Genomic DNA, 18,005 nt, shown 5'->3' with positions numbered 1-18,005 from the left:
CAGAAAGCGTGCCGCGCAGGGCGGAATCCCGCAGGAGGCAGTCAGCCATGACCGAGCTCGTGGAACACGGACAGCTGTTCATCGGCGGGGAGCTTGTGGACCCCCTCGGCAAGGACGTCATCGAGGTGATCTCGCCGCACACGGGCCGGGTCTTCGCGCGGGTCCCGCATGCCGCGCCCGCCGATGTCGACCGGGCCGTCGCCACCGCGCGCAAGGCGTTCGAGGAGGGCCCCTGGCCCCGGATGACCCTCGACGAGCGGATCGAGGTGATCACAAAGATCAAGGACGCGATCGCCGTACGGCACGAGGAGATCGCCCGCGTCATCAGCTCCGAGAACGGCACCCCGTACACATCCAGCGTGATGGTGCAGGCCCTCGCCGCCATGATGGTCTGGGACTCGGCGCTCACGGTCGCGCGGAACTTCACGTACGAGGAAGCACGCGACGGAGCCCTCGGCAAGATCCTCGTCCGGCGCGAGCCGGTGGGCGTCGTGGCGGCCGTGGTCCCCTGGAACGTCCCGCAGTTCACCGCCGCCGCCAAGCTCGCGCCCGCGCTGCTCGCCGGATGCCCGGTCATCCTCAAGACCTCGCCGGAAGCACCGCTCGACGCCTACATCCTCGCCGAGATCGCCACCGAGGCCGGGCTGCCCAAGGGCGTGCTCTCGATCATCTCTGCGGACCGCGAGGTCAGCGAGTACCTCGTCGGGCACCCTGGCATCGACAAGGTGTCCTTCACCGGTTCCGTCGGCGCGGGCAAGCGCGTCATGGAGGTCGCGGCCCGCAATCTCACCCGCGTGACCCTGGAGTTGGGCGGCAAGTCGGCCGCGGTGATCCTGCCGGACGCCGACGCGGCGAGCACCGTCGCGGGCATCGTGCCCTTCGCCTGGATGATCAACGGCCAGGCGTGCGTGGCGCAGACCCGCATCCTCGTGCCGCACTCCCGCTACGACGAGTTCGCCGAGGCCTTCGCCGCGGCGGCCGGCGCGCTCAAGGTCGGCGACCCGCTCGACCCGGCCACCGAACTCGGCCCGCTGGTCGCCAAGCGCCAGCAGCAGCGCTCCCTCGACTACATCCGCATCGGCCAGGAGGAAGGCGCCAAGATCCTCACGGGCGGCGGCCGTCCGGCAGGACTCGACGAGGGCTGGTACGTCGAGCCGACCCTCTTCGGCGGCGTCGACAACTCCATGCGCATCGCCCGCGAGGAGATCTTCGGCCCGGTCATCTGCCTTCTTCCGTACGGCGACGAGAGCGAGGCCGTGAAGATCGCCAACGACTCGGACTACGGGCTCAGCGGCAGCGTCTGGACGGCGGACGTGGAGCGCGGCATCGACATCGCGCGCCGGGTGCGCACCGGGACGTACTCCGTGAACACCTTCAGCCTCGACATGCTCGGACCGTTCGGCGGCTACAAGAACTCCGGTGTGGGGCGGGAGTTCGGGCCCGAGGGGTACGGCGAGTACTTCGAGCACAAGATGATCCATCTGCCGGGCGGCTACGAAGGGAACGGTGCCTGATGGGGGACCGCTGGCACGTCGAGGTGGACCGGTCCGTGTGCATCGGCTCGGGGATGTGCGTGCTGACCGCTCCCGGCGGTTTCGAACTCGACTCCGCCCGGCAGTCGCACCCCGTCGCCGCCGACACCGACGCGAACGAGAAGGTCCTCGAAGCGGCGGAGGGCTGCCCGGTCGAGGCGATCACGATCACGCTGACGGGCAGCGGGGAGGTCGTGTTCCCCCCGGAGGACTGACGGGGCTTCCGGCCGGACGGGGATCTTCACGTTTGTGACGGTCCCGGCACCACCTGGCGCCTCCGCCGTGCATACCCTGTGCGCTCGAACAGGTGCGAACGGGACTTTACGTATGCGTTCCGCATGCCCATCCGATGACATCTGTGACTGTCCGCCCTCTTTGCGGTCTGCAACTCTCCTTGCGACGCCACATGGGGAGGGGAAACCGTGGACAAGCGGTACGAGGTCTACTGTCTGGCCGACAGGCTCTTCTACGAGACTCCGGACCGCTTGTCCGCGGGCGGCACCGGCGCCCCCGAGTTCGGGACGGCCGGCCGCGCGGTCCCGGAAGGGTGGCGCTCGGCGCGCACCGGCGACTGGCTGACCCTGGTCCCGGTCGACGAGGACGGGCACTCGCGGCCCGCGCCCGCACAGGGCTGGAAGATCCATGTCTCCGCCACGCTGGACAACGCCGAGCGGATGGCGGCGTTGGTGTGGGACTACTGCGTGCCCCGCGCCGTGCCCTTCAAGTTCATCGCGGGGCGCCACCTGCTCCACCTGCGCAACAGCAAGTACGCGGGACGGGACGGCAGCGGCAAGTTCGCCACCATCTACCCGGCCGACGAAGACCAACTGCACGCGGTGTTACGCGAGTTGGGCAAGGCACTCGAAGGGTGCGAAGGCCCCTACATCCTCACCGATCTGCGCTGGCAGGACGGGCCGCTGTACGTCAGGTACGGCGGATTCACCCGCCGTATGTGCGTGGACGGGAGCGGCGCCCTGGTCCCCGCGATCGAGGACGACCGGGGCAGGCTCGTCCCCGACTCCCGCGCCCCGGCCTTCCGGGTGCCCGAGTGGGTGACGCTGCCGCCCTTCCTCGAACCCCAGCTCGCCGAGCGCAACCGCACGACGGTCACCGACCTGCCGTACCGCATGGAGAAGGCCCTGCACTTCTCCAACGGCGGCGGTGTCTACGTGGGCACCGACACCCGCGACGGCCGCAAGGTCGTCCTGAAGGAGGCCCGCCCGCACGCGGGTCTCGCATCGGACGGGGCCGACGCCGTGGCCCGCCTGGAGCGCGAGCGGGACGCGCTGGAGAAGCTGGCGGGCCTCGGCGTCGCGCCCGAGGTGCGCGACTGGTTCGAGCTCGGCGGGCACCGCTTCCTCGTCATGGACTTCCTGGAGGGCCGCACCCTCAACTCCTTCTTCGCCGACCGCCATCCGCTGTGCGTCAGCGAACCGGACTCCGACGCGATCACCGCGTACACAGACTGGGCGCTGCGGATCCACCGCGCCGTCGAGGACGCCGTGACGGCCGTGCACGGGCGGGGTGTCGTCTTCAACGACCTGCACCTCTTCAACATCATGGTCGCGCCCGACGAACAGAGCGTCGCGCTCCTCGACTTCGAGGCGGCGACCGCCGTGGACGCGGGCGGCCGCCAGGTCGTCGCGCACCCCGGATTCGTCGCGCCCCCGGACCGCACGGGCAAGGACGTCGACCGCTACGCGCTGGCCTGTCTGCGGCTCGCGCTGTTCCTGCCGATCACCACGCTGCTGGCCGTCGACCGGGGCAAGGCGGCGCATCTCGCGCAGGTGATCGCGGCCGAATTCCCGGACGTACCAAGGGAGTTCCTCGCCGAGGCGGTGGCTGAGATCGAGCGGGTCGTACCCGGTGAGAAGGGTGTCTCCGGGCCCGTCTTCTCGGCCTCTTCGGCAAGGGCCGCCGCACCGTTCGTCGACCCCGCCGACTGGCCGCGCAGCCGGGACTCGATGGTCAAGGCCATCCTCGCCTCGGCCACCCCCGAACGCGACGACCGGCTCTTCCCCGGCGACATCGCGCAGTTCGCCGATGGCGGCGGGCTCGGCCTCGCGCACGGCGCCGCCGGAGTGCTGCTCGCCCTCGCCGAAAGCGGCGGCGAACGCTACGAAGAGGGCGAGCGGTGGCTCTTGAAGCACACCGAACCCGCCCCGCCTGGCACCCCGTTGGGGCTGGACGGCGGCCTCGCGGGCATCGCCCACGTACTGGACCGGCTCGGCCACCGCACCCGCGCCCTCGACCTGACGGGGCTCATCCTCCAGGAGAACTGGCAGCGGCTCCCCTCCGACCTGCACGGCGGCCTCGCCGGAGTCGGCCTCGTCCTCGACGCCCTCGCCGAGAGCACCGGCGAGCGCGTGCTCGGCCAGTACGCCCTGAAAGCGGCGGAGCTGATCGGCGAGCGGCTCACCGCCGCGAGCCCGCCCCAGGGGAAGCCCCGGGCCGGCCTGCTGCACGGGGCCACCGGTCCTGCACTGCTCTTCCTGCGGCTGTACGAGCGGAACGGCGATCCCGCGCTCCTCGACCTGGCGGGGCGTGCGCTGCGTGCGGACCTCGCCCGGTGCGTGGCGCGGCCCGACGGGAGCCTCGGCGTCGACGAGGGCTGGCGCACGATGCCCTACCTCGGCGAAGGCAGCGTCGGCATCGGGATGGTCCTCGACGACTACCTCGCCCACCGGGACGACGCCGAGTTCGAGGCGGCACGGCCGGGCATCCTCGCCGCCGCCCGCTCACGCTTCTGCGTGCAGCCGGGCCTGTTCCGGGGGCGGGCCGGACTGCTCCTTCACGTCAACCGCAGCACCGCGCCGGGCATCACGCCCGATGACGTCGCCGCGCAGATCGAGGAACTCGGCTGGTTCGCCATGTCGTACGAGGGCCAACTCGCCTTCCCCGGCGAGCAGATGATGCGCCTCTCCATGGACCTGCACACCGGGACGGCGGGCTGTCTCCTCGCCCTCGCCGCCGCGCTCGGCGACGGCGCGGCGCACGTCCCCTTCCTGCCGCCACTGCCGCGGCCCCAGAGCCGGTCCCGCGATTCAGCGGGGTCGTGACACAACCCATAAGGAACACCACGTCCCCAAACGAGAGGGAAGCTCATGGCACTCCTCGACCTGCAGAGCATGGAATCCGACGAGATGACCGGTGGCGGAGGCGGCGGCAGCAACGTGAGCCTGCTCCTGTGCTGGAGCACCGCCAGCATCACTCTTTGTCTGTGATGCCACTTCGCGACTGACGGCACGGAATTGAGGGCCCGGACGGCACCGGCAAAGGCCGTCCGGGCCCGCCGCCACCGCCACGGACAGCAGGGCCCGCAGGCCACCGGGCCCCGCAGGCCACGAGGACGACGAGGACCCGCACCGCATGGCGACGACGACCCCCCGTCCGCAGCACCACCCCACATCCGACGCCGGCCTGTTGCGCGCCGCGACCCGCCACAGTGCCGCCCGCTGCACGGTGTTGGCCCTGTGCACCGTCGCGGCCGCGGGCGCGAGCCTGCTCCTGCCGCTCGCGATCGGCCGCGCCCTGGACGCCGTCCTGACCGGCCATGCGACCGGCGACGCGACCGGCGACGGCGGATCCGACGCCACCCGCTGGATCCTTGTGTGCGCGGCGCTGATCGGCGTCAGCGCCCTCCTCGACGCCGTCGACGGCGTCGTCACCGGGACCACCAACGCCCGCACCACGGCCTGGCTGCGCGGCCGCGTCGCCCGCCATGTGCTCGCCGTCGGCCCGCGCACCACCGCGCGCTTCGCCCACGGCGACCTGGTGGCCCGCCTCGTCGACAACGCCGCGCACGCGGGCATCGCGCCCGCCACGCTGGCCGGGCTGCTCGCGGCCCTGGTCACACCCGTAGGCGCCGTGCTGGCCCTCACCTTGATCGACGGCCTGCTCGCCGTGGTGTTCATAGCCGGAGTACCCGTACTCGTCCTCCTCCTACGGGCGTTCGTGCGCGTCTCGTCGGACTGCGTGGCGCGCTACCAGCAGGTCCAGGGAGACATCGCGGGCCGCCTCAGCGAGGCGATCGGCGGGGCAAGGACCATCGCGGCCGCCCGCACCGAGGACAAGGAGGCGGCGCGCGTCCTCGGGGCGCTGCCCGAACTCACCCGCCAGGGCCACCGGATGTGGCGGGCCCAGGGCCGCTCCCAGGCACAGGCCGTCATGGTCGCGCCACTCCTGCAGCTCGCGGTCGTGGCCGTGGCGGGCCATCTGCTCCTGGAACACCGCATCACCGTCGGCGAGTTGCTGGCCGCGTCCCGGTACGCGGTGCTCGCCACCGGGATCGGGATGCTCGTCGGACAGCTGGGCGGCCTGGTACGGGCGAGGGCGGCGGCGCGGCGCCTGGGAGAGGTGCTCGCGGAACCGGAGACCGCGTACGGTGCGGCCGAACTCCCCGCGGGGGGCGGGCTGTTGGAACTCCACGGAATCAAGGCGACGCGCGGCGGACGCGCCGTGCTCGACGGCGTCGACCTGACGGTTCCCGCGGGCGGCACGCTCGCCGTGGTCGGCCGCTCCGGCGCGGGCAAGTCGCTGCTGGCCGCCCTCGCGGGGCGCCTCGCCGACCCCGACGAAGGGGACGTACGCCTCGACGGCGTCCCGCTGCGCTCGCTCGGCCGCGCCGAGCTGCGCCGCGAGGTCGGCTACGCCTTCGAACGCCCCGCGCTGCTCGGCGCGACCCTGGAGGACACGATCGGCTTCGGCACCCCGCGTCCGGCCCCCGCCCGCATCCGCGAAGCGGCCGGCGCGGCCCGCGCCGACACCTTCATCACCCGCCTGCCCGACGGCTACGCCACCCCCTGCGCCCAGGCGCCGCTGTCCGGCGGAGAGGTCCAACGCCTCGGTCTAGCAAGGGCGTTCGCGCGCGGCGGGCGGCTGCTGATCCTGGACGACGCGATGTCGAGCCTGGACACCGTGACGGAACACCACATCGCCGAAGCCCTGCTCCACCACACCCCGCACCGCAGCCGCCTGATCATCGCCCACCGGGCCACGACGGCGGCCCGCGCGGACTCGGTGGCCTGGCTGCACGAGGGCCGGATCCGGGCGGTGGGGAGGCATGAGGAACTGTGGCAGCGAGCGGAGTACCGGGAGGTGTTCGGCGCGTGACAAGGCCGCCCACAGGAGCCCAAAGCCCCTACCGCCGGGGTGTCCGCTTCCTGTCGCGCAGGTGGCCGGTGGTGCTGCGGCTCGCCCTCTGGTCGGTACTGGAGACCGGGCAGACCTTCCTCGCCGGGTACGCCCTCGCGCGCGCCCTGGACGACGGGTTCCTCGCGGGGGACGAGGCGGTCGGCCTCGGGTGGCTCGGCGCGGGCGCGCTGGGCGTGGCGGCCGCCGCTTACGGCACGGGACGGGTGTACCGCGCGGTCGCCGACCTCGTGGAACCCCTGCGGGACACCCTGGTGCGGCAAGTCGTCGACCGGGGCCTGCGGGAGGCGGACGGCGCCGCCGTGTCCCGGCTCACCCAGCAGGTGGAGATCGCCAGGGACACCTTCGCGGGCCTGGTGATGGTGTCCCGCTCCTTCGTCCTCACGGCGGTGGGCGCGCTGGTCGGCCTGTTCTCGCTGGCCCCGCTGCTCCTCCTGGTGGTCGCACCGCCGCTGCTCGCGGGCATCGCCCTGTTCGTTGCGTCGCTGCGGCCCCTTGCCCGCCGCCAGGAGACGTTCCTCGTCGCGGACGAGGGCATCGCGGGCCAACTGGGCGCGGTCTGCCCGGGGTTGCGGGACGTCGCCGCGGCGGGCGCGGAACGGGACGTGGCCGCCGACCTGGACCGGGGTATCGCCGCGGAGTACGCGGCGGCCCGTGCCCTCGCCCGCTGGGGCATCCTGCGCACGGCGGCACTGGCGACCGGCGGCCAGCTCCCACTCGTCCTGCTCCTCGCCACGGCCCCCTGGCTCCTGAACCGCGGAGTGACACCGGGCGCCCTGGTAGGAGCCATCGCCTATGTCACGCAGGCCCTGCTCCCCGCCCTGCACAACCTGATCAACGGCCTGGGCGCGAGCGGCTCCCGCCTGGCGGTGGTACTCCAGCGACTTGCGTGGGCGCCACCGATTCGGGAGGCCGAGGGCGCGCCGGAGTCCTGGCCCGTGTCGGGCTCCGGGCCTGTGTCGGGATCCGTGTCCGCGCCGGGCTCCGTGCCCGCGCCGGGATCCGAGCCCGAGCCGGAATCCGCGCTGGGCTCCGAGCCCGAGCTGGGCTCCGCGCCCGAGCCGGAATCCGCGTTGGCGTCCGCGCCCGAGCCGGGCTCCGAGCCCGAGCTGGGCGCCCTGCCCGCGTCGGGCTCCGCTCCCACCCCAGACCCCAAACCCCCCGAATCAGCTCCCCCCGAGGCCGCGCCCGCCCTCCATCTGTCCCGCGTCACCTTCGCCTACGGCCCCCGCGCCGAACCCGTCGTACGCGATCTGTCCCTCACCGTCCCCCGCGGCGGTCACCTGGCCGTCGTCGGGCCCAGCGGGATCGGGAAGTCGACGCTGGCCGGTCTTGTCGCCGGGCTGCTGACGCCGGGGGAGGGGATCGTCCAGGTCGACGGGCGGTCTGTGCGGGGGCAAGAGGCCGTTGCGCGGCGGGTGTTGATTCCGCAGGAGGCGTACGTCTTCACCGGCTCGGTGCGGGAGAACCTGGCGTATCTGCGGGCGGACGCCGTGCCGGACGGTGAGCTGGTGGCGGCTGCGCGGGCCGTCGGTGCCGAGGCGCTCATCGAGCGGCTTGGCGGGCTCGCGGCGCCGGTCGACCCGGGCGCGCTCTCCGCGGGCGAGCGCCAGCTCATGGCGCTGACCCGCGCCCATCTCTCGTACGCACCGCTCGCCCTCCTCGACGAGGCCACCTGCCATCTCGACCCGGTGGCCGAGTCCCGCGCCGAGCGGGCGTTCGCGGCCCGCCCCGGCGGCACCCTCGTCGTCATCGCCCACCGCATCAGCTCGGCCAGGCGCGCGGACCGGATCCTGGTGATGGACGGGCCGCGCACCCTGTGCGGCAGCCATGCGGAACTCGTCGAACGGTCCGCGCTCTATCGTGATCTCGCCGGGAACTGGGGTCCTGCGGGCGGACCTTGGAGTCCTGCGGACGGGACTTCAGACCCAGCCCTCCCCGCGCGAGATCCGGATCGCGTCGATCCTGTTGCGGGCCCCGGTCTTGCGGGTGATGGCGGCCATGTAGTTGCGCACCGTCCCGTTGGACAGATGCAGACGGTGCGCTATCTCGGCGACGGGAGCGCCCCCGGCGGCGAGTGAGAGCACCATCAACTCCCGGTGCGTCAGCGGCATCTGAGCGGCCCTCAGGAAGGCATGGCCCAGTGAGTCGTCCACGAAGCGTCGGCCGGACGCCACCGTCCTGATCCCGGCGAGCAGCCGTTCGGGGCCGCTGCCCTTGTCGACGTAGCCGAGGGCTCCCGCGTCCATGCTGCGGCGCAGCAGACCAGGACGGTCTCCGCTGGCCAGAACGAGGACCGGGCACCCCGGGCCGTTGCTCACCGGCCGGGACAGCTCCTCCAAGGCGTCGGACGCGTACTCCGTCTCGCCGTCGGGGTCGACCACACAGAGGTCGGGCCGCACCGCGCCGGTGCGCTCGCGGGCGCTGTTCCACGGCGCATGGAACACCTCCAGGTCCGGCTCGCGGGCGAGACGTTCCGCCAGGGCCGATCGCAGCAGACAGGCATCGTGCACGAGAAGTACCCGGATCACGTTCCGCCCCTCCAGCTCTGCCACGGTTCCGGCTGCTTCGTTCAGCACGTATGCCATTCATAGTGGCGCCGAGGGTCCGCACGGGCGCGGATAACTGGCCAAGCACGACGGGAAGAGGCTCGGGGGCGCATTTGCCAGGCGACAGTGCGCCCCCTGTGCCCCGTGCGCGGTGATCGGGAGCCCTTGCGCGGGGGCTTTCGGTGGGCGCGGTCTACGCCGCTTCCGGCACCGTCAGGTCGATAAGGCGGCACACCATCTCAATGTCGATCTTGACCTGGGCGATCGACGCCCGCCCCGAGAGCCAGGTGATCAGAGCCGAGTGCCAGGTGTGCTCGATGACCCGGACCGCCGAGAGCTGCTCGGGCGTCGGCGGCTCCGTCAGGCCCATCGCGTCCAGGATGATCGCCGTGGTCAGCCGCGAGACCGTGTCCACCTCGGGGCTCACCGAACGGTCGGCGAAGGTCAGCGCACGCACCATCGCGTCCGCCAGATGCGGCTCGCGCTGCAGGGCACGGAAGGCCCGCATCAGCGTCTCGGCGACCCGCTCGGCCGGGGTCTCGCCGGCGGGCGGGCGCTTACGGATCGTCCCGTGCATGTGCTGGAGCTGGTCCTGCATCGTGGCGACCAGGAGATGCACCTTGGAGGGGAAGTAGCGGTACAGCGTGCCGAGCGCGACGCTGGAGGACTCGGCGACCTCACGCATCTGCACCGCGTCGAAACCGCCCCTGCTGGCGAGCTGGGCGCTGGCGTGCAGGATGCGGCGGCGGCGCGCCTCCTGCCGTTCGGTGAGGGGCGGCGACGCCGGATCAGCCGCTGTGACGTCCACTGCTCTGGCTTCCGCTGTCATATGTCCCGTTGTTCCGTCGTCCCGTTCAGGCCACGTCGCCGGTCAGCATGGCAGGGCACCCGCCGTGGCGCGAATCACCTGATCCGGGCCTTACAGCTCGGCTACCTGCCGGTAGATTCAGAGCTCGTCCAGCGATCATTCAACGATCATCCAGTGACCAAGTCTGAAACTTGTTCTAGATTACCGTCCCGGCGTAACCTCGCGGACAACTGCACGGAGAAGGGGGCCGAGAGTGACCGCTGAGGCCATGGAGGCGGGCCCCCGAGAGGGCTCCGACGCCGACGGCGAACGACCGTTGCGCATCGCTCTCCTCACGTATAAAGGGAACCCGTTCTGCGGGGGACAGGGCGTCTACGTACGCCATCTCTCGCGCGAGCTCGCCCGCCTCGGCCACAGCGTCGAAGTGATCGGCGCACAGCCCTATCCCGTCCTGGACGAGGGCGAGGGTCTTGCGGGCCTCAAGCTCACCGAGCTGCCGAGCCTCGACCTCTACCGCTCGCCCGACCCCTTCCGCACGCCGAAGCGCGACGAGTACCGCGACTGGGTCGACGCGCTCGAAGTGGCGACGATGTGGACCGGCGGCTTCCCCGAGCCCGCCACCTTCAGTCTCCGTGCCCGCCGTCATCTGCGCGCCAGGCGGGGCGAGTTCGACGTCGTACACGACAACCAGACGCTCGGCTACGGCCTGTTGGGCGACCTGGGCGCACCGCTCGTCTCGACGATCCACCACCCCATCACCGTGGACCGCCAGTTGGAGCTGGACGCGGCGCCCGACTGGAAGCGCCGGATGTCCGTGCGCCGCTGGTACGCGTTCACCCGCATGCAGAAGCGCGTGGCGCGGCGGCTGCCCTCCGTGCTCACCGTCTCCGGCACATCGCGCCAGGAGATCGTCGACCACCTCGGCGTACGCGACGACCGCATCAGCGTCGTCCACATCGGCGCCGACACGCATCTCTTCTCGCCGGACCCGTCCGTCCCCGAGGTGCCGGGCCGCATCGTGACGACGTCCAGCGCGGACGTCCCGCTCAAGGGCCTGATCTACCTCATCGAGGCCCTTGCCAAGGTCCGCACCGAGAACCCCGCCGCCCATCTCGTCGTCGTCGGCAAGCGCGCCGAGGACGGCCCGGTGGCCCAGGCGATCGAACGGCACGGCCTCGCAGGCGCCGTCGAGTTCGTCAAGGGCATCACCGACGCGGAACTGGTCGACCTGGTCCGCTCGGCGCAGATCGCGTGCGTGCCTTCTCTCTACGAGGGCTTCTCGCTCCCCGCGGCGGAGGCGATGGCGACCGGTACGCCGCTCCTCGCGACGACCGGCGGCGCGATCCCGGAGGTCGCGGGCCGGGACGGCGAGACCTGCCTCGCGGTGCCGCCGGGCGACCCGGGCGCGCTTGCCGACGGCCTGACCCGGCTGCTCGGCGACCGCGAACTGCGCGTCCGCCTGGGCGCGGCGGGCCGCGAGCGGGTGCTCGCCAACTTCACCTGGGCCCGCGCCGCCCAGGGCACCGCAGAGCTGTACCGCGCGGCGATCGCCCGCACTTCAGGCCCGCAATCCGGCCGCCGCCCCGCGGCCACCCCGACATACTCCGGGAGCCATCGCTGATGCTGACCGTCGACTTCACCCGCTTCCCGCTCGCCGCGGGCGACCGCGTACTCGATCTGGGCTGCGGCGCGGGCCGGCACGCCTTCGAGTGCTACCGGCGCGGCGCCCAGGTGGTGGCCCTCGACCAGAACGCCGAGGAAATCAGCGAGGTCGCCAAGTGGTTCGCCGCGATGAAGGAGGCGGGCGAGGCCCCGGCGGGCGCCACGGCGACCGCGATGGAGGGCGACGCGCTCAACCTCCCCTTCCCCGACGAGTCGTTCGACGTCGTGATCATCTCCGAGGTCATGGAGCACATCCCCGACGACAAGGGCGTACTGGCGGAGATGGTGCGGGTCCTCAAGCCCGGCGGCCGCATCGCCGTGACCGTCCCGCGCTACGGCCCGGAGAAGGTCTGCTGGGCCCTGTCGGACGCGTACCACGAGGTCGAGGGCGGCCACATCCGCATCTACAAGGCGGACGAACTGCTCGGCAGGATGCGGGAAGCGGGCCTGAAGCCGTACGGCACACACCACGCGCACGCCCTGCACTCGCCGTACTGGTGGCTCAAGTGCGCGTTCGGCGTGGACAACGACAAGGCGCTGCCAGTGCGGGCGTACCACAAGCTCCTGGTCTGGGACATCATGAAGAAGCCCCTGGCAACGAAGGTGGCGGAGCAGCTCCTGAACCCGATCGTCGGCAAGAGCTTCGTGGCGTACGCGACCAAGCCGCACCTGCCGAAGACCGACGCGTGACGAGCCCGGAGCGGACGGAGCACCTCGTCCTGCCCGGAGTCCTGACGGCCGATCAGGCCGCGCACACGGTACGCGGGATACTCGCCGTCCAGCGCGAGGACGGCGCGATCCCGTGGTTCCGCGGTCACCACCTGGACCCGTGGGACCACATCGAGGCCGCCATGGCCCTGGACGCGGCGGGCGAGCACGCGGCGGCGGCCCGCGCCTACGAGTGGCTGGCGAGGCACCAGAACCCGGACGGCTCCTGGTACGCGGCATACGCCGATGGCGACCCGCACGACGTGACGGACCGGGGCCGCGAGACGAACTTCTGCGCGTACCTGTCGGTCGGCGTCTGGCACCACTACCTCTCGACCGGCGACGACACGTTCCTGGACCGCATGTGGCCCGCGGTAGTGGCATCAGTGGAGTTCGTCCTCGCCCTCCAACAACCCGGCGGCGAGATCGGCTGGAAGCGCGAGCCGGACGGCACCCCGGTGAACGAGGCGCTCCTGACCGGCAGTTCATCGATCCACCAGGCGCTGCGCTGCGCCCTGGCGATCGCGGACCAACGCGAAGAACCCCAGCCGGACTGGGAGTTGGCGACCGGCGCACTCGCCCACGCGATCCGCAGCCACCCCGAGCGGTTCCTGGACAAGGACCACTACTCGATGGACTGGTACTACCCGATCCTGGGCGGCGCGCTGACGGGTGAGCGGGCCAAGTCCCGCATGGAGGCGGACTGGAACCGCTTCGTCGTCCCCGGCCTCGGTGTGCGCTGCGTCGTCCCCAACAACTGGGTGACGGGCGGCGAGAGCGCCGAACTCGCCCTGTCCCTCTGGGTGTTGGGCGAGTCCGACCGCGCCCTGGAGATCCTTCAGTCCATCCAGCACCTGCGCGACCCCGAGTCCGGCCTCTACTGGACGGGCTACGTCTTCGACGACAAGGCGATCTGGCCCCGAGAGCTGACGTCATGGACGGCGGGCTCGATCCTGCTCGCCGTGGCGGCGCTGGGCGGCGACGAGGCCACCTGCGCGGTGTTCTCGGGCGACCGGCTGCCGGTGGGGCTCGCCCCGGAGTGCTGCGGGGCTCCGGCCGGGGGTCAGTAGCGGCGGAGGCGCCCTGCGATGGCGTCGCCTACGAGCACGTACACGACGGCTGCGAGCCCATAGCCCGAGACGACCCGCGCCCACGCGTCGTCGAACGTGAACAGGTCGTGAGACCAGCCCGCGAGCCAGCGGGCCACGTCGTGCACGAACTGGACGAGATCGTTGGCACGGTTCGCGTCCAGCAGGTACATGAGGATCCACAGCCCGAGGACGAAGCCCATCACATCGGCGACGATGACGATGACCTTCGCGGCTTCGCTGGTGCCCCGTGCGTGTCGGTTGGTCATGTGTCGTGTGGACATGAGGGGCGAGTACCGGCCACGCCCCCGGTGAAACCCGTACGGGTCCGCCCCGGTGGCGGGCCCGGGTGCCGGGGGTGAGGCTGCCGGGAAGAGCCGTCGCCCCGGGAGGTCCCCCCTTGTCCCCGTCGTCCGCCGCCGTATGCCGCTCCGTCGTCGCCCCTCTGCTCTGCTGCACCTTGCTCGCGGGCGTCACGGCGTGCGGCGGCGATGACGAGGACGCGTCGGCGACGCCGTCCGGTACAAGCTCGGCGGAACGGCAGAAGTTCGCGAAGACGCGGTTCGTCGCGAACGCGGGGATCGCCGCAGGGGCGACATACCAGTGGATCGTCAAACCATTCCGCGCGGGGAAGTTCAAGAGCGGCGCGGACGGCCGCAAAATGGCCCTGGTCAAGGCGGGCCTGGCAGGCACCCTCGCCTACAACCGCCTGAAGGCGGCGACGAAGAACGCGCAGGGCGACCCGACGCTGGCGCGGGCGGTGGCGCCGCTCACGGCCGGGATCGACGCCCTGAAGGACCTCCCGTCGAAGCTCCGCAAGGGCGAATCGACGGAGTCGGTGGTGAACTCCTTCGACGGGGTCATCAACTCGGTGAAGGACGCGGGCAAGGGCGCCGGCGCCGAGGTCACCAACCGGGTGCCGTCGGCGGCGGAGCTGGCGAGGGGCTGAAAACAAGAGCCGCTCATCCCGCGCGGCGACTAGTCCCGCGGCGCGGCCTTCTCCAGATCATCGATCGTGCCGGACATGACGGTCCGGACATGCTCCGTGAGGTGCTCCGCGGGCCAGTCCCACCACGCCACCGCGAGCAGCCGCTCCACCTCCGACTCGCTGTATCGCGTACGAATCAGCTTGGCGGGATTGCCCCCGACCACCCCGTAGTCGGGAACGTCGTCCACGACCACAGACCCGGAAGCGATCACCGCCCCGTGCCCGATGCGCACGCCGGGCATCACCATCACGTCGTACCCGAACCAGACGTCATGGCCTACGACGGTGTCACCCCGCCCCGGCAGCCCGCTGATCAGATCGAAGTGCTCGGACCAGGCGCCGCCCATGATGGGAAAGGGGAAGGTGGATGGCCCGTCCATCCGGTGGTTGGCGCCATTCATGATGAAGCGCACCCCCGTCCCGAACGCGCAGAACTTTCCGATGCGGAGCTTCTCCGGCCCGTAGTGGTAGAGCACGTTGCGCGTCTCGAACTCGGTGGCGTGCTCCGGGTCGTCGTAGTACGAGTACTCACCGACCTCGATCAACTCAGACTTCACCAGCGGCTTCAGAAGCACGACACGAGGCTGGTCCGGGAACGGGTGCAGCACTGTTGGATCGGCCGGTACGAGATTCATGGGTGCGCTGCCTTCCGCTCCTGGTGAACGGCCCCGCCTCCCTGAACGGCCGGGCCATGCGGCAGCATAGGGCGGCCCCCAGATGAACCCCACCGCATTTACGACCTGTACGCCCCTTGCGACCTTCACGACCCGGAGGAACCCCATGGCCGCCGCCGCGCAGCCCAAGCCGGAGATTCTGGCCGCCTTCGAGGCGGCCAAGGGCTTCATGCCGGCCGACGAGGGCCTCGCCCTGTACGCGGCGGCGACCGAGGCTGCGGCGCTCGGCCTTCCGCTCCTGGAGGTCGGGACGTACTGCGGCCGCTCCACGATCCTGCTCGCGGACGCCGCACGCGAGGCGGGCGTCACGGCGATCACGGTCGACCACCACCGGGGCAGCGAGGAGCAGCAGCCGGGCTGGGAGTACCACGACCCGGAGACGGTCGACCCCGAGGTGGGGCAGATGGACACGCTCCCGACCTTCCGCCGCACGCTGCACCAAGCGGGCCTGGAGGAGCACGTGATCGCAATCGTGGGGCGCTCGCCGCAGGTGGCGAAGGCGTGGGGCGGGCCGCTCGGCCTGGTCTTCATCGACGGCGGCCACACGGACGAGCACGCGACGGCCGACTACGAGGGCTGGGCGCCGCACGTCGCGCGGGGCGGCCTCCTCCTGATCCACGACGTCTTCCCGGACCCGGTGGACATCATGACCGGCCAGGCCCCGTACCGCGTCTACCTCAGGGCACTGGAGTCCGGCGCGTTCACCGAGGTCTCGGCAACGGACTCGCTGCGCGTCCTGCGACGAACGGGAGCGGGGATCTGACCCCACCGTTAGAGTCGCAGTCGTGTCGTACGTAGGTCCGGACAGTCATCCCCCACGCCCGCCCCGCCGTTTCAGCGGCGGCCCGCTCACCGTGACGCTCGCCGCGCTGGTGCCGACCTGTCTCGCCGGGTGGCTCATTTACGAGGCGACGAGCGGCCCAGGCGGCAGCGAGCCGCCCAGAACCCTCCCCGCGTCGAGCCAGTCGGCGCAGGGCTCGTCGTCCGCCGGGGCCTCCCCGTCAACGTCCGGCAAGGACGACAAGGGGGAGAAGGACGACGGCAAGGAGAGCGACGCCCCGAGCACTTCCAAGCCGGAGAAGCCGTCGAAGACGGACGGCGGCCGTCCCGCCGCCTCCGGCCCCCTCAAGGGCAAGGTCGTCGTCATCGACCCCGGCCACAATCCGGGCAACGTCAAGCACACGGCGGAGATCAACCGCCTGGTGAACATCGGGACGAACCGCAAGGAATGCGACACCACGGGCACGTCGACCAACAACGGCTACACCGAGGCCCAGTTCACCCTCGACGTCTCGCACCGCCTGCGCACCCTCCTTGAGAAGCAGGGCGCCACGGTCAAGTTCACCCAGGACGCCGACCGCCCCTGGGGCCCCTGTGTCGACGAGCGTGCCCGCATCGGCAACGAGGCCCACGCGGACGCCGTCGTCTCCGTCCACGCCGACGGCTCGGCGGCGGGCAACCGCGGCTTCCATGTGATCCTTCCCGCATTGGTGAAGTCGGGCGCCGCGGACACCACCAAGATCGTGGCCCCCTCCCGCGACCTCGGCGAACGCATCGCGGGCAAGTTCGTGAGCGCGACGGGCAGTGCTCCCTCCAACTACATCGGCGACGGCACGGGACTCGACGTACGCAAGGATCTGGGCGGCCTCAACCTGTCGACCGTTCCCAAAGTGTTCATCGAGTGCGGCAATATGCGGGACGCAAAGGACGAGGCGCTGCTGACCAGCGGCGCGTGGCGGCAGAAGGCGGCGCAGGGGATCTCTGAGGGAATCGTGAGCTTCTTGCGCGGGTAGCGCGGGGGTCTGGGGGTCGGTCTTTATCCCGAGCAGACACCCCACCCGTGCGGACGATAATGTCCTCCGTACGATGGGGGGCCACCCCCGCGCTTTGCGCCGCATCCCTGGGGCGCCAGCGACGCCTCCACCGACGAGACGACTTACGAAGGACCTGAAGTGAATATCCGCTCTCTCACTCGAGGCGACGGCGTGGTGATCGGAGCAGCGGTGTTGCTGTTCATCGCCTCGTTCCTGGAAATCTGGGACATCGAAGGCATCTCAGACTCCGCCGATATCCCGAACGCCTGGAACAGTGGACCGTTCCTGCTCGGTGTCACCCTGGCCGGGCTCATCGGCGCCGTCTGCATCGTCGTCTCGCGCGGCCTGCCGACGCCCCCGAAGGTGCTCGGCCTCGACCTCGGACACTTCGGTGTCGCCTTCACCGTCGCGGCCGCATGGAGCGCCCTCGGTCAGGTCTTCGACCCGGCCAGCGGCTTCGACAACATGGGCCAGGGCGGTGACAGCGGCTTCGACGCCGGTATCGGCACCATCCTCTCCCTGATCGCCACCCTGATCATGGCTGCCGGCGCGGTCCTCGCGCTGACGATCCCCGCCTTCAAGGCCTCCCTCGTCGGCGCCCCGCGCCCGGCCGCCCCCCAGCCCTACGGCGGCCAGCCGCAGGGTGGTTACGGGTACCCCGGTGCTCAGGGTCAGCCGCAGCAGGGTCAGCCCTACGGCGCCCAGCCGCAGCAGGGGCAGCAGCCCTATGGTGCGCAGCCGCAGCAGCAGACGCCGCCGCCCGCGCAGGCGCAGCCCGCCGGTGACTTCTCGCCGTTCTGGTTCGCCGTACCGGCTCCGCGTCCGCTGTACGCGGAGGACGGCTCGCCGACGCCGATCGCCGAACTGGCGCCCGGCACCTGGTACTTGGCCGTCGAGCAGCGCGGCCCCGGCCTGGTGGCCCAGACGCAGGACGGCCGTCGTGGCGTCCTGCAGGACATCACCGGGATCCAGCGCGGCTGATCCACGCAAGTCGCAGTGCGACGGCCCCTCGCCCTTCCGGGCGGGGGGCC

Annotated in this window: 16 protein-coding genes and 1 pseudogene; 13 read left to right on the top strand and 4 right to left on the bottom strand. The window is 71.5% G+C overall.

The window, feature by feature from the left end; translation table 11 throughout:
• The first annotated feature begins 47 nt into the window (after positions 1-47).
• From AB0O76_RS03125 to AB0O76_RS03100, 6 genes are all read left to right on the top strand, one after another.
• Positions 48-1,514 (top strand): aldehyde dehydrogenase, encoded by a 1,467-nt coding sequence (locus tag AB0O76_RS03125; protein WP_365484698.1) that lies wholly within the window; start codon positions 48-50, stop codon positions 1,512-1,514.
• On the top strand, positions 1,514-1,747 hold the full coding sequence (locus tag AB0O76_RS03120) for a ferredoxin (protein WP_266867529.1): 234 nt from the start codon (positions 1,514-1,516) through the stop codon (positions 1,745-1,747). Before AB0O76_RS03125 ends, AB0O76_RS03120 begins: the two co-directional genes overlap by 1 nt.
• Positions 1,748-1,954: 207 nt before the next feature.
• On the top strand, positions 1,955-4,591 hold the full coding sequence (gene lanKC / locus AB0O76_RS03115; protein WP_365484695.1) for a class III lanthionine synthetase LanKC: 2,637 nt from the start codon (positions 1,955-1,957) through the stop codon (positions 4,589-4,591).
• Between the two features lie 45 nt (positions 4,592-4,636).
• Positions 4,637-4,756: a SapB/AmfS family lanthipeptide gene (locus AB0O76_RS03110; RefSeq protein WP_365484692.1), complete on the top strand. Its 120-nt coding sequence runs from the start codon at positions 4,637-4,639 to the stop codon at positions 4,754-4,756.
• Positions 4,757-4,901: 145 nt separating this feature from the next.
• The gene (locus AB0O76_RS03105) at positions 4,902-6,644 is read left to right on the top strand and encodes an ABC transporter ATP-binding protein (RefSeq protein ID WP_365484689.1); all 1,743 of its coding nucleotides are present in this window, start codon (positions 4,902-4,904) and stop codon (positions 6,642-6,644) included.
• A complete protein-coding gene (locus AB0O76_RS03100) occupies positions 6,641-8,764 on the top strand; it encodes an ATP-binding cassette domain-containing protein (protein WP_365484686.1) in 2,124 nt (707 codons plus the stop codon). Before AB0O76_RS03105 ends, AB0O76_RS03100 begins: the two co-directional genes overlap by 4 nt.
• Here the strand turns inward: AB0O76_RS03100 and AB0O76_RS03095 are convergent.
• Positions 8,690-8,932 (bottom strand): annotated as a pseudogene (locus AB0O76_RS03095) (LuxR C-terminal-related transcriptional regulator); the annotation flags it as partial. The gene AB0O76_RS03100 and the pseudogene AB0O76_RS03095 sit on opposite strands and share 75 nt — an antisense overlap.
• Before the next feature lie 493 nt (positions 8,933-9,425).
• Positions 9,426-10,061, bottom strand: coding sequence for a TetR family transcriptional regulator (locus AB0O76_RS03090; RefSeq protein WP_360762723.1), 636 nt, complete (start codon positions 10,059-10,061; stop codon positions 9,426-9,428).
• A gap of 232 nt (positions 10,062-10,293) precedes the next feature.
• Here AB0O76_RS03090 and AB0O76_RS03085 point away from each other — a divergent pair, with 232 nt between their 5' ends.
• From AB0O76_RS03085 to AB0O76_RS03075, 3 genes are read left to right on the top strand one after another with little or no spacing between them, the layout of a single operon-like run.
• Positions 10,294-11,661 (top strand): glycosyltransferase family 4 protein, encoded by a 1,368-nt coding sequence (locus AB0O76_RS03085; protein WP_365484683.1) that lies wholly within the window; start codon positions 10,294-10,296, stop codon positions 11,659-11,661.
• Positions 11,661-12,392, top strand: coding sequence for a class I SAM-dependent methyltransferase (locus AB0O76_RS03080; RefSeq protein WP_365484680.1), 732 nt, complete (start codon positions 11,661-11,663; stop codon positions 12,390-12,392). The genes AB0O76_RS03085 and AB0O76_RS03080 overlap by 1 nt, the downstream gene beginning before the upstream one ends.
• Positions 12,389-13,480 (top strand): prenyltransferase, encoded by a 1,092-nt coding sequence (locus AB0O76_RS03075; RefSeq protein WP_365484677.1) that lies wholly within the window; start codon positions 12,389-12,391, stop codon positions 13,478-13,480. Before AB0O76_RS03080 ends, AB0O76_RS03075 begins: the two co-directional genes overlap by 4 nt.
• Here AB0O76_RS03075 and AB0O76_RS03070 read toward each other — a convergent pair.
• Positions 13,474-13,767 carry a hypothetical protein gene (locus AB0O76_RS03070; protein ID WP_365484675.1) on the bottom strand — a complete coding sequence of 98 codons (294 nt, stop codon included), beginning with the start codon at positions 13,765-13,767 and terminating at the stop codon, positions 13,474-13,476. The genes AB0O76_RS03075 and AB0O76_RS03070 overlap by 7 nt on opposite strands.
• 131 nt (positions 13,768-13,898) lie before the next feature.
• Between AB0O76_RS03070 and AB0O76_RS03065 the strand changes: the two genes are divergently transcribed.
• On the top strand, positions 13,899-14,447 hold the full coding sequence (locus AB0O76_RS03065; RefSeq protein WP_365484672.1) for a hypothetical protein: 549 nt from the start codon (positions 13,899-13,901) through the stop codon (positions 14,445-14,447).
• Positions 14,448-14,476: 29 nt separating this feature from the next.
• Here the strand turns inward: AB0O76_RS03065 and AB0O76_RS03060 are convergent, their stop codons facing one another.
• Positions 14,477-15,121, bottom strand: a complete 645-nt coding sequence (locus AB0O76_RS03060) for a CatB-related O-acetyltransferase (RefSeq protein WP_365484670.1) — start codon at positions 15,119-15,121, stop codon at positions 14,477-14,479.
• Between the two features lie 145 nt (positions 15,122-15,266).
• Between AB0O76_RS03060 and AB0O76_RS03055 the strand changes: the two genes are divergently transcribed.
• The 3 genes from AB0O76_RS03055 to AB0O76_RS03045 all read left to right on the top strand — a co-directional run bounded on the left by AB0O76_RS03055 (position 15,267) and on the right by AB0O76_RS03045 (position 17,955).
• Complete coding sequence (locus AB0O76_RS03055) at positions 15,267-15,923, top strand: class I SAM-dependent methyltransferase (protein ID WP_365484667.1); 657 nt, start codon at positions 15,267-15,269, stop codon at positions 15,921-15,923.
• A 22-nt stretch (positions 15,924-15,945) separates the two neighbouring features.
• A complete protein-coding gene (locus AB0O76_RS03050) occupies positions 15,946-16,953 on the top strand; it encodes an N-acetylmuramoyl-L-alanine amidase (protein ID WP_365484664.1) in 1,008 nt (335 codons plus the stop codon).
• Positions 16,954-17,112: 159 nt separating this feature from the next.
• Positions 17,113-17,955: a hypothetical protein gene (locus tag AB0O76_RS03045; protein ID WP_365484661.1), complete on the top strand. Its 843-nt coding sequence runs from the start codon at positions 17,113-17,115 to the stop codon at positions 17,953-17,955.
• Positions 17,956-18,005: the final 50 nt, after the last annotated feature.

It is taken from the genome of Streptomyces sp. NPDC086554 (assembly GCF_040686095.1).
Taxonomy (GTDB): Bacteria; Actinomycetota; Actinomycetes; order Streptomycetales; family Streptomycetaceae; genus Streptomyces.
The sequence above is the reverse complement of the archived record's forward strand: the minus strand, read 5'-3'. Positions and strand labels throughout refer to the sequence as shown.

What these genes read in the sequence shown, in the direction of transcription:
- AB0O76_RS03080 (WP_365484680.1), top strand. Translation starts at nt 11,661, where the DNA reads ATGCTGACCGTCGACTTCACCCGCTTCCCGCTCGCCGCGGGCGACCGC.
- AB0O76_RS03090 (WP_360762723.1), bottom strand. Translation starts at nt 10,061, where the DNA reads ATGACAGCGGAAGCCAGAGCAGTGGACGTCACAGCGGCTGATCCGGCG.
- AB0O76_RS03105 (WP_365484689.1), top strand. Translation starts at nt 4,902, where the DNA reads ATGGCGACGACGACCCCCCGTCCGCAGCACCACCCCACATCCGACGCC.
- AB0O76_RS03110 (WP_365484692.1), top strand. Translation starts at nt 4,637, where the DNA reads ATGGCACTCCTCGACCTGCAGAGCATGGAATCCGACGAGATGACCGGT.
- AB0O76_RS03120 (WP_266867529.1), top strand. Translation starts at nt 1,514, where the DNA reads ATGGGGGACCGCTGGCACGTCGAGGTGGACCGGTCCGTGTGCATCGGC.
- AB0O76_RS03125 (WP_365484698.1), top strand. Translation starts at nt 48, where the DNA reads ATGACCGAGCTCGTGGAACACGGACAGCTGTTCATCGGCGGGGAGCTT.
- AB0O76_RS03060 (WP_365484670.1), bottom strand. Translation starts at nt 15,121, where the DNA reads ATGAATCTCGTACCGGCCGATCCAACAGTGCTGCACCCGTTCCCGGAC.
- AB0O76_RS03055 (WP_365484667.1), top strand. Translation starts at nt 15,267, where the DNA reads ATGGCCGCCGCCGCGCAGCCCAAGCCGGAGATTCTGGCCGCCTTCGAG.
- AB0O76_RS03070 (WP_365484675.1), bottom strand. Translation starts at nt 13,767, where the DNA reads ATGACCAACCGACACGCACGGGGCACCAGCGAAGCCGCGAAGGTCATC.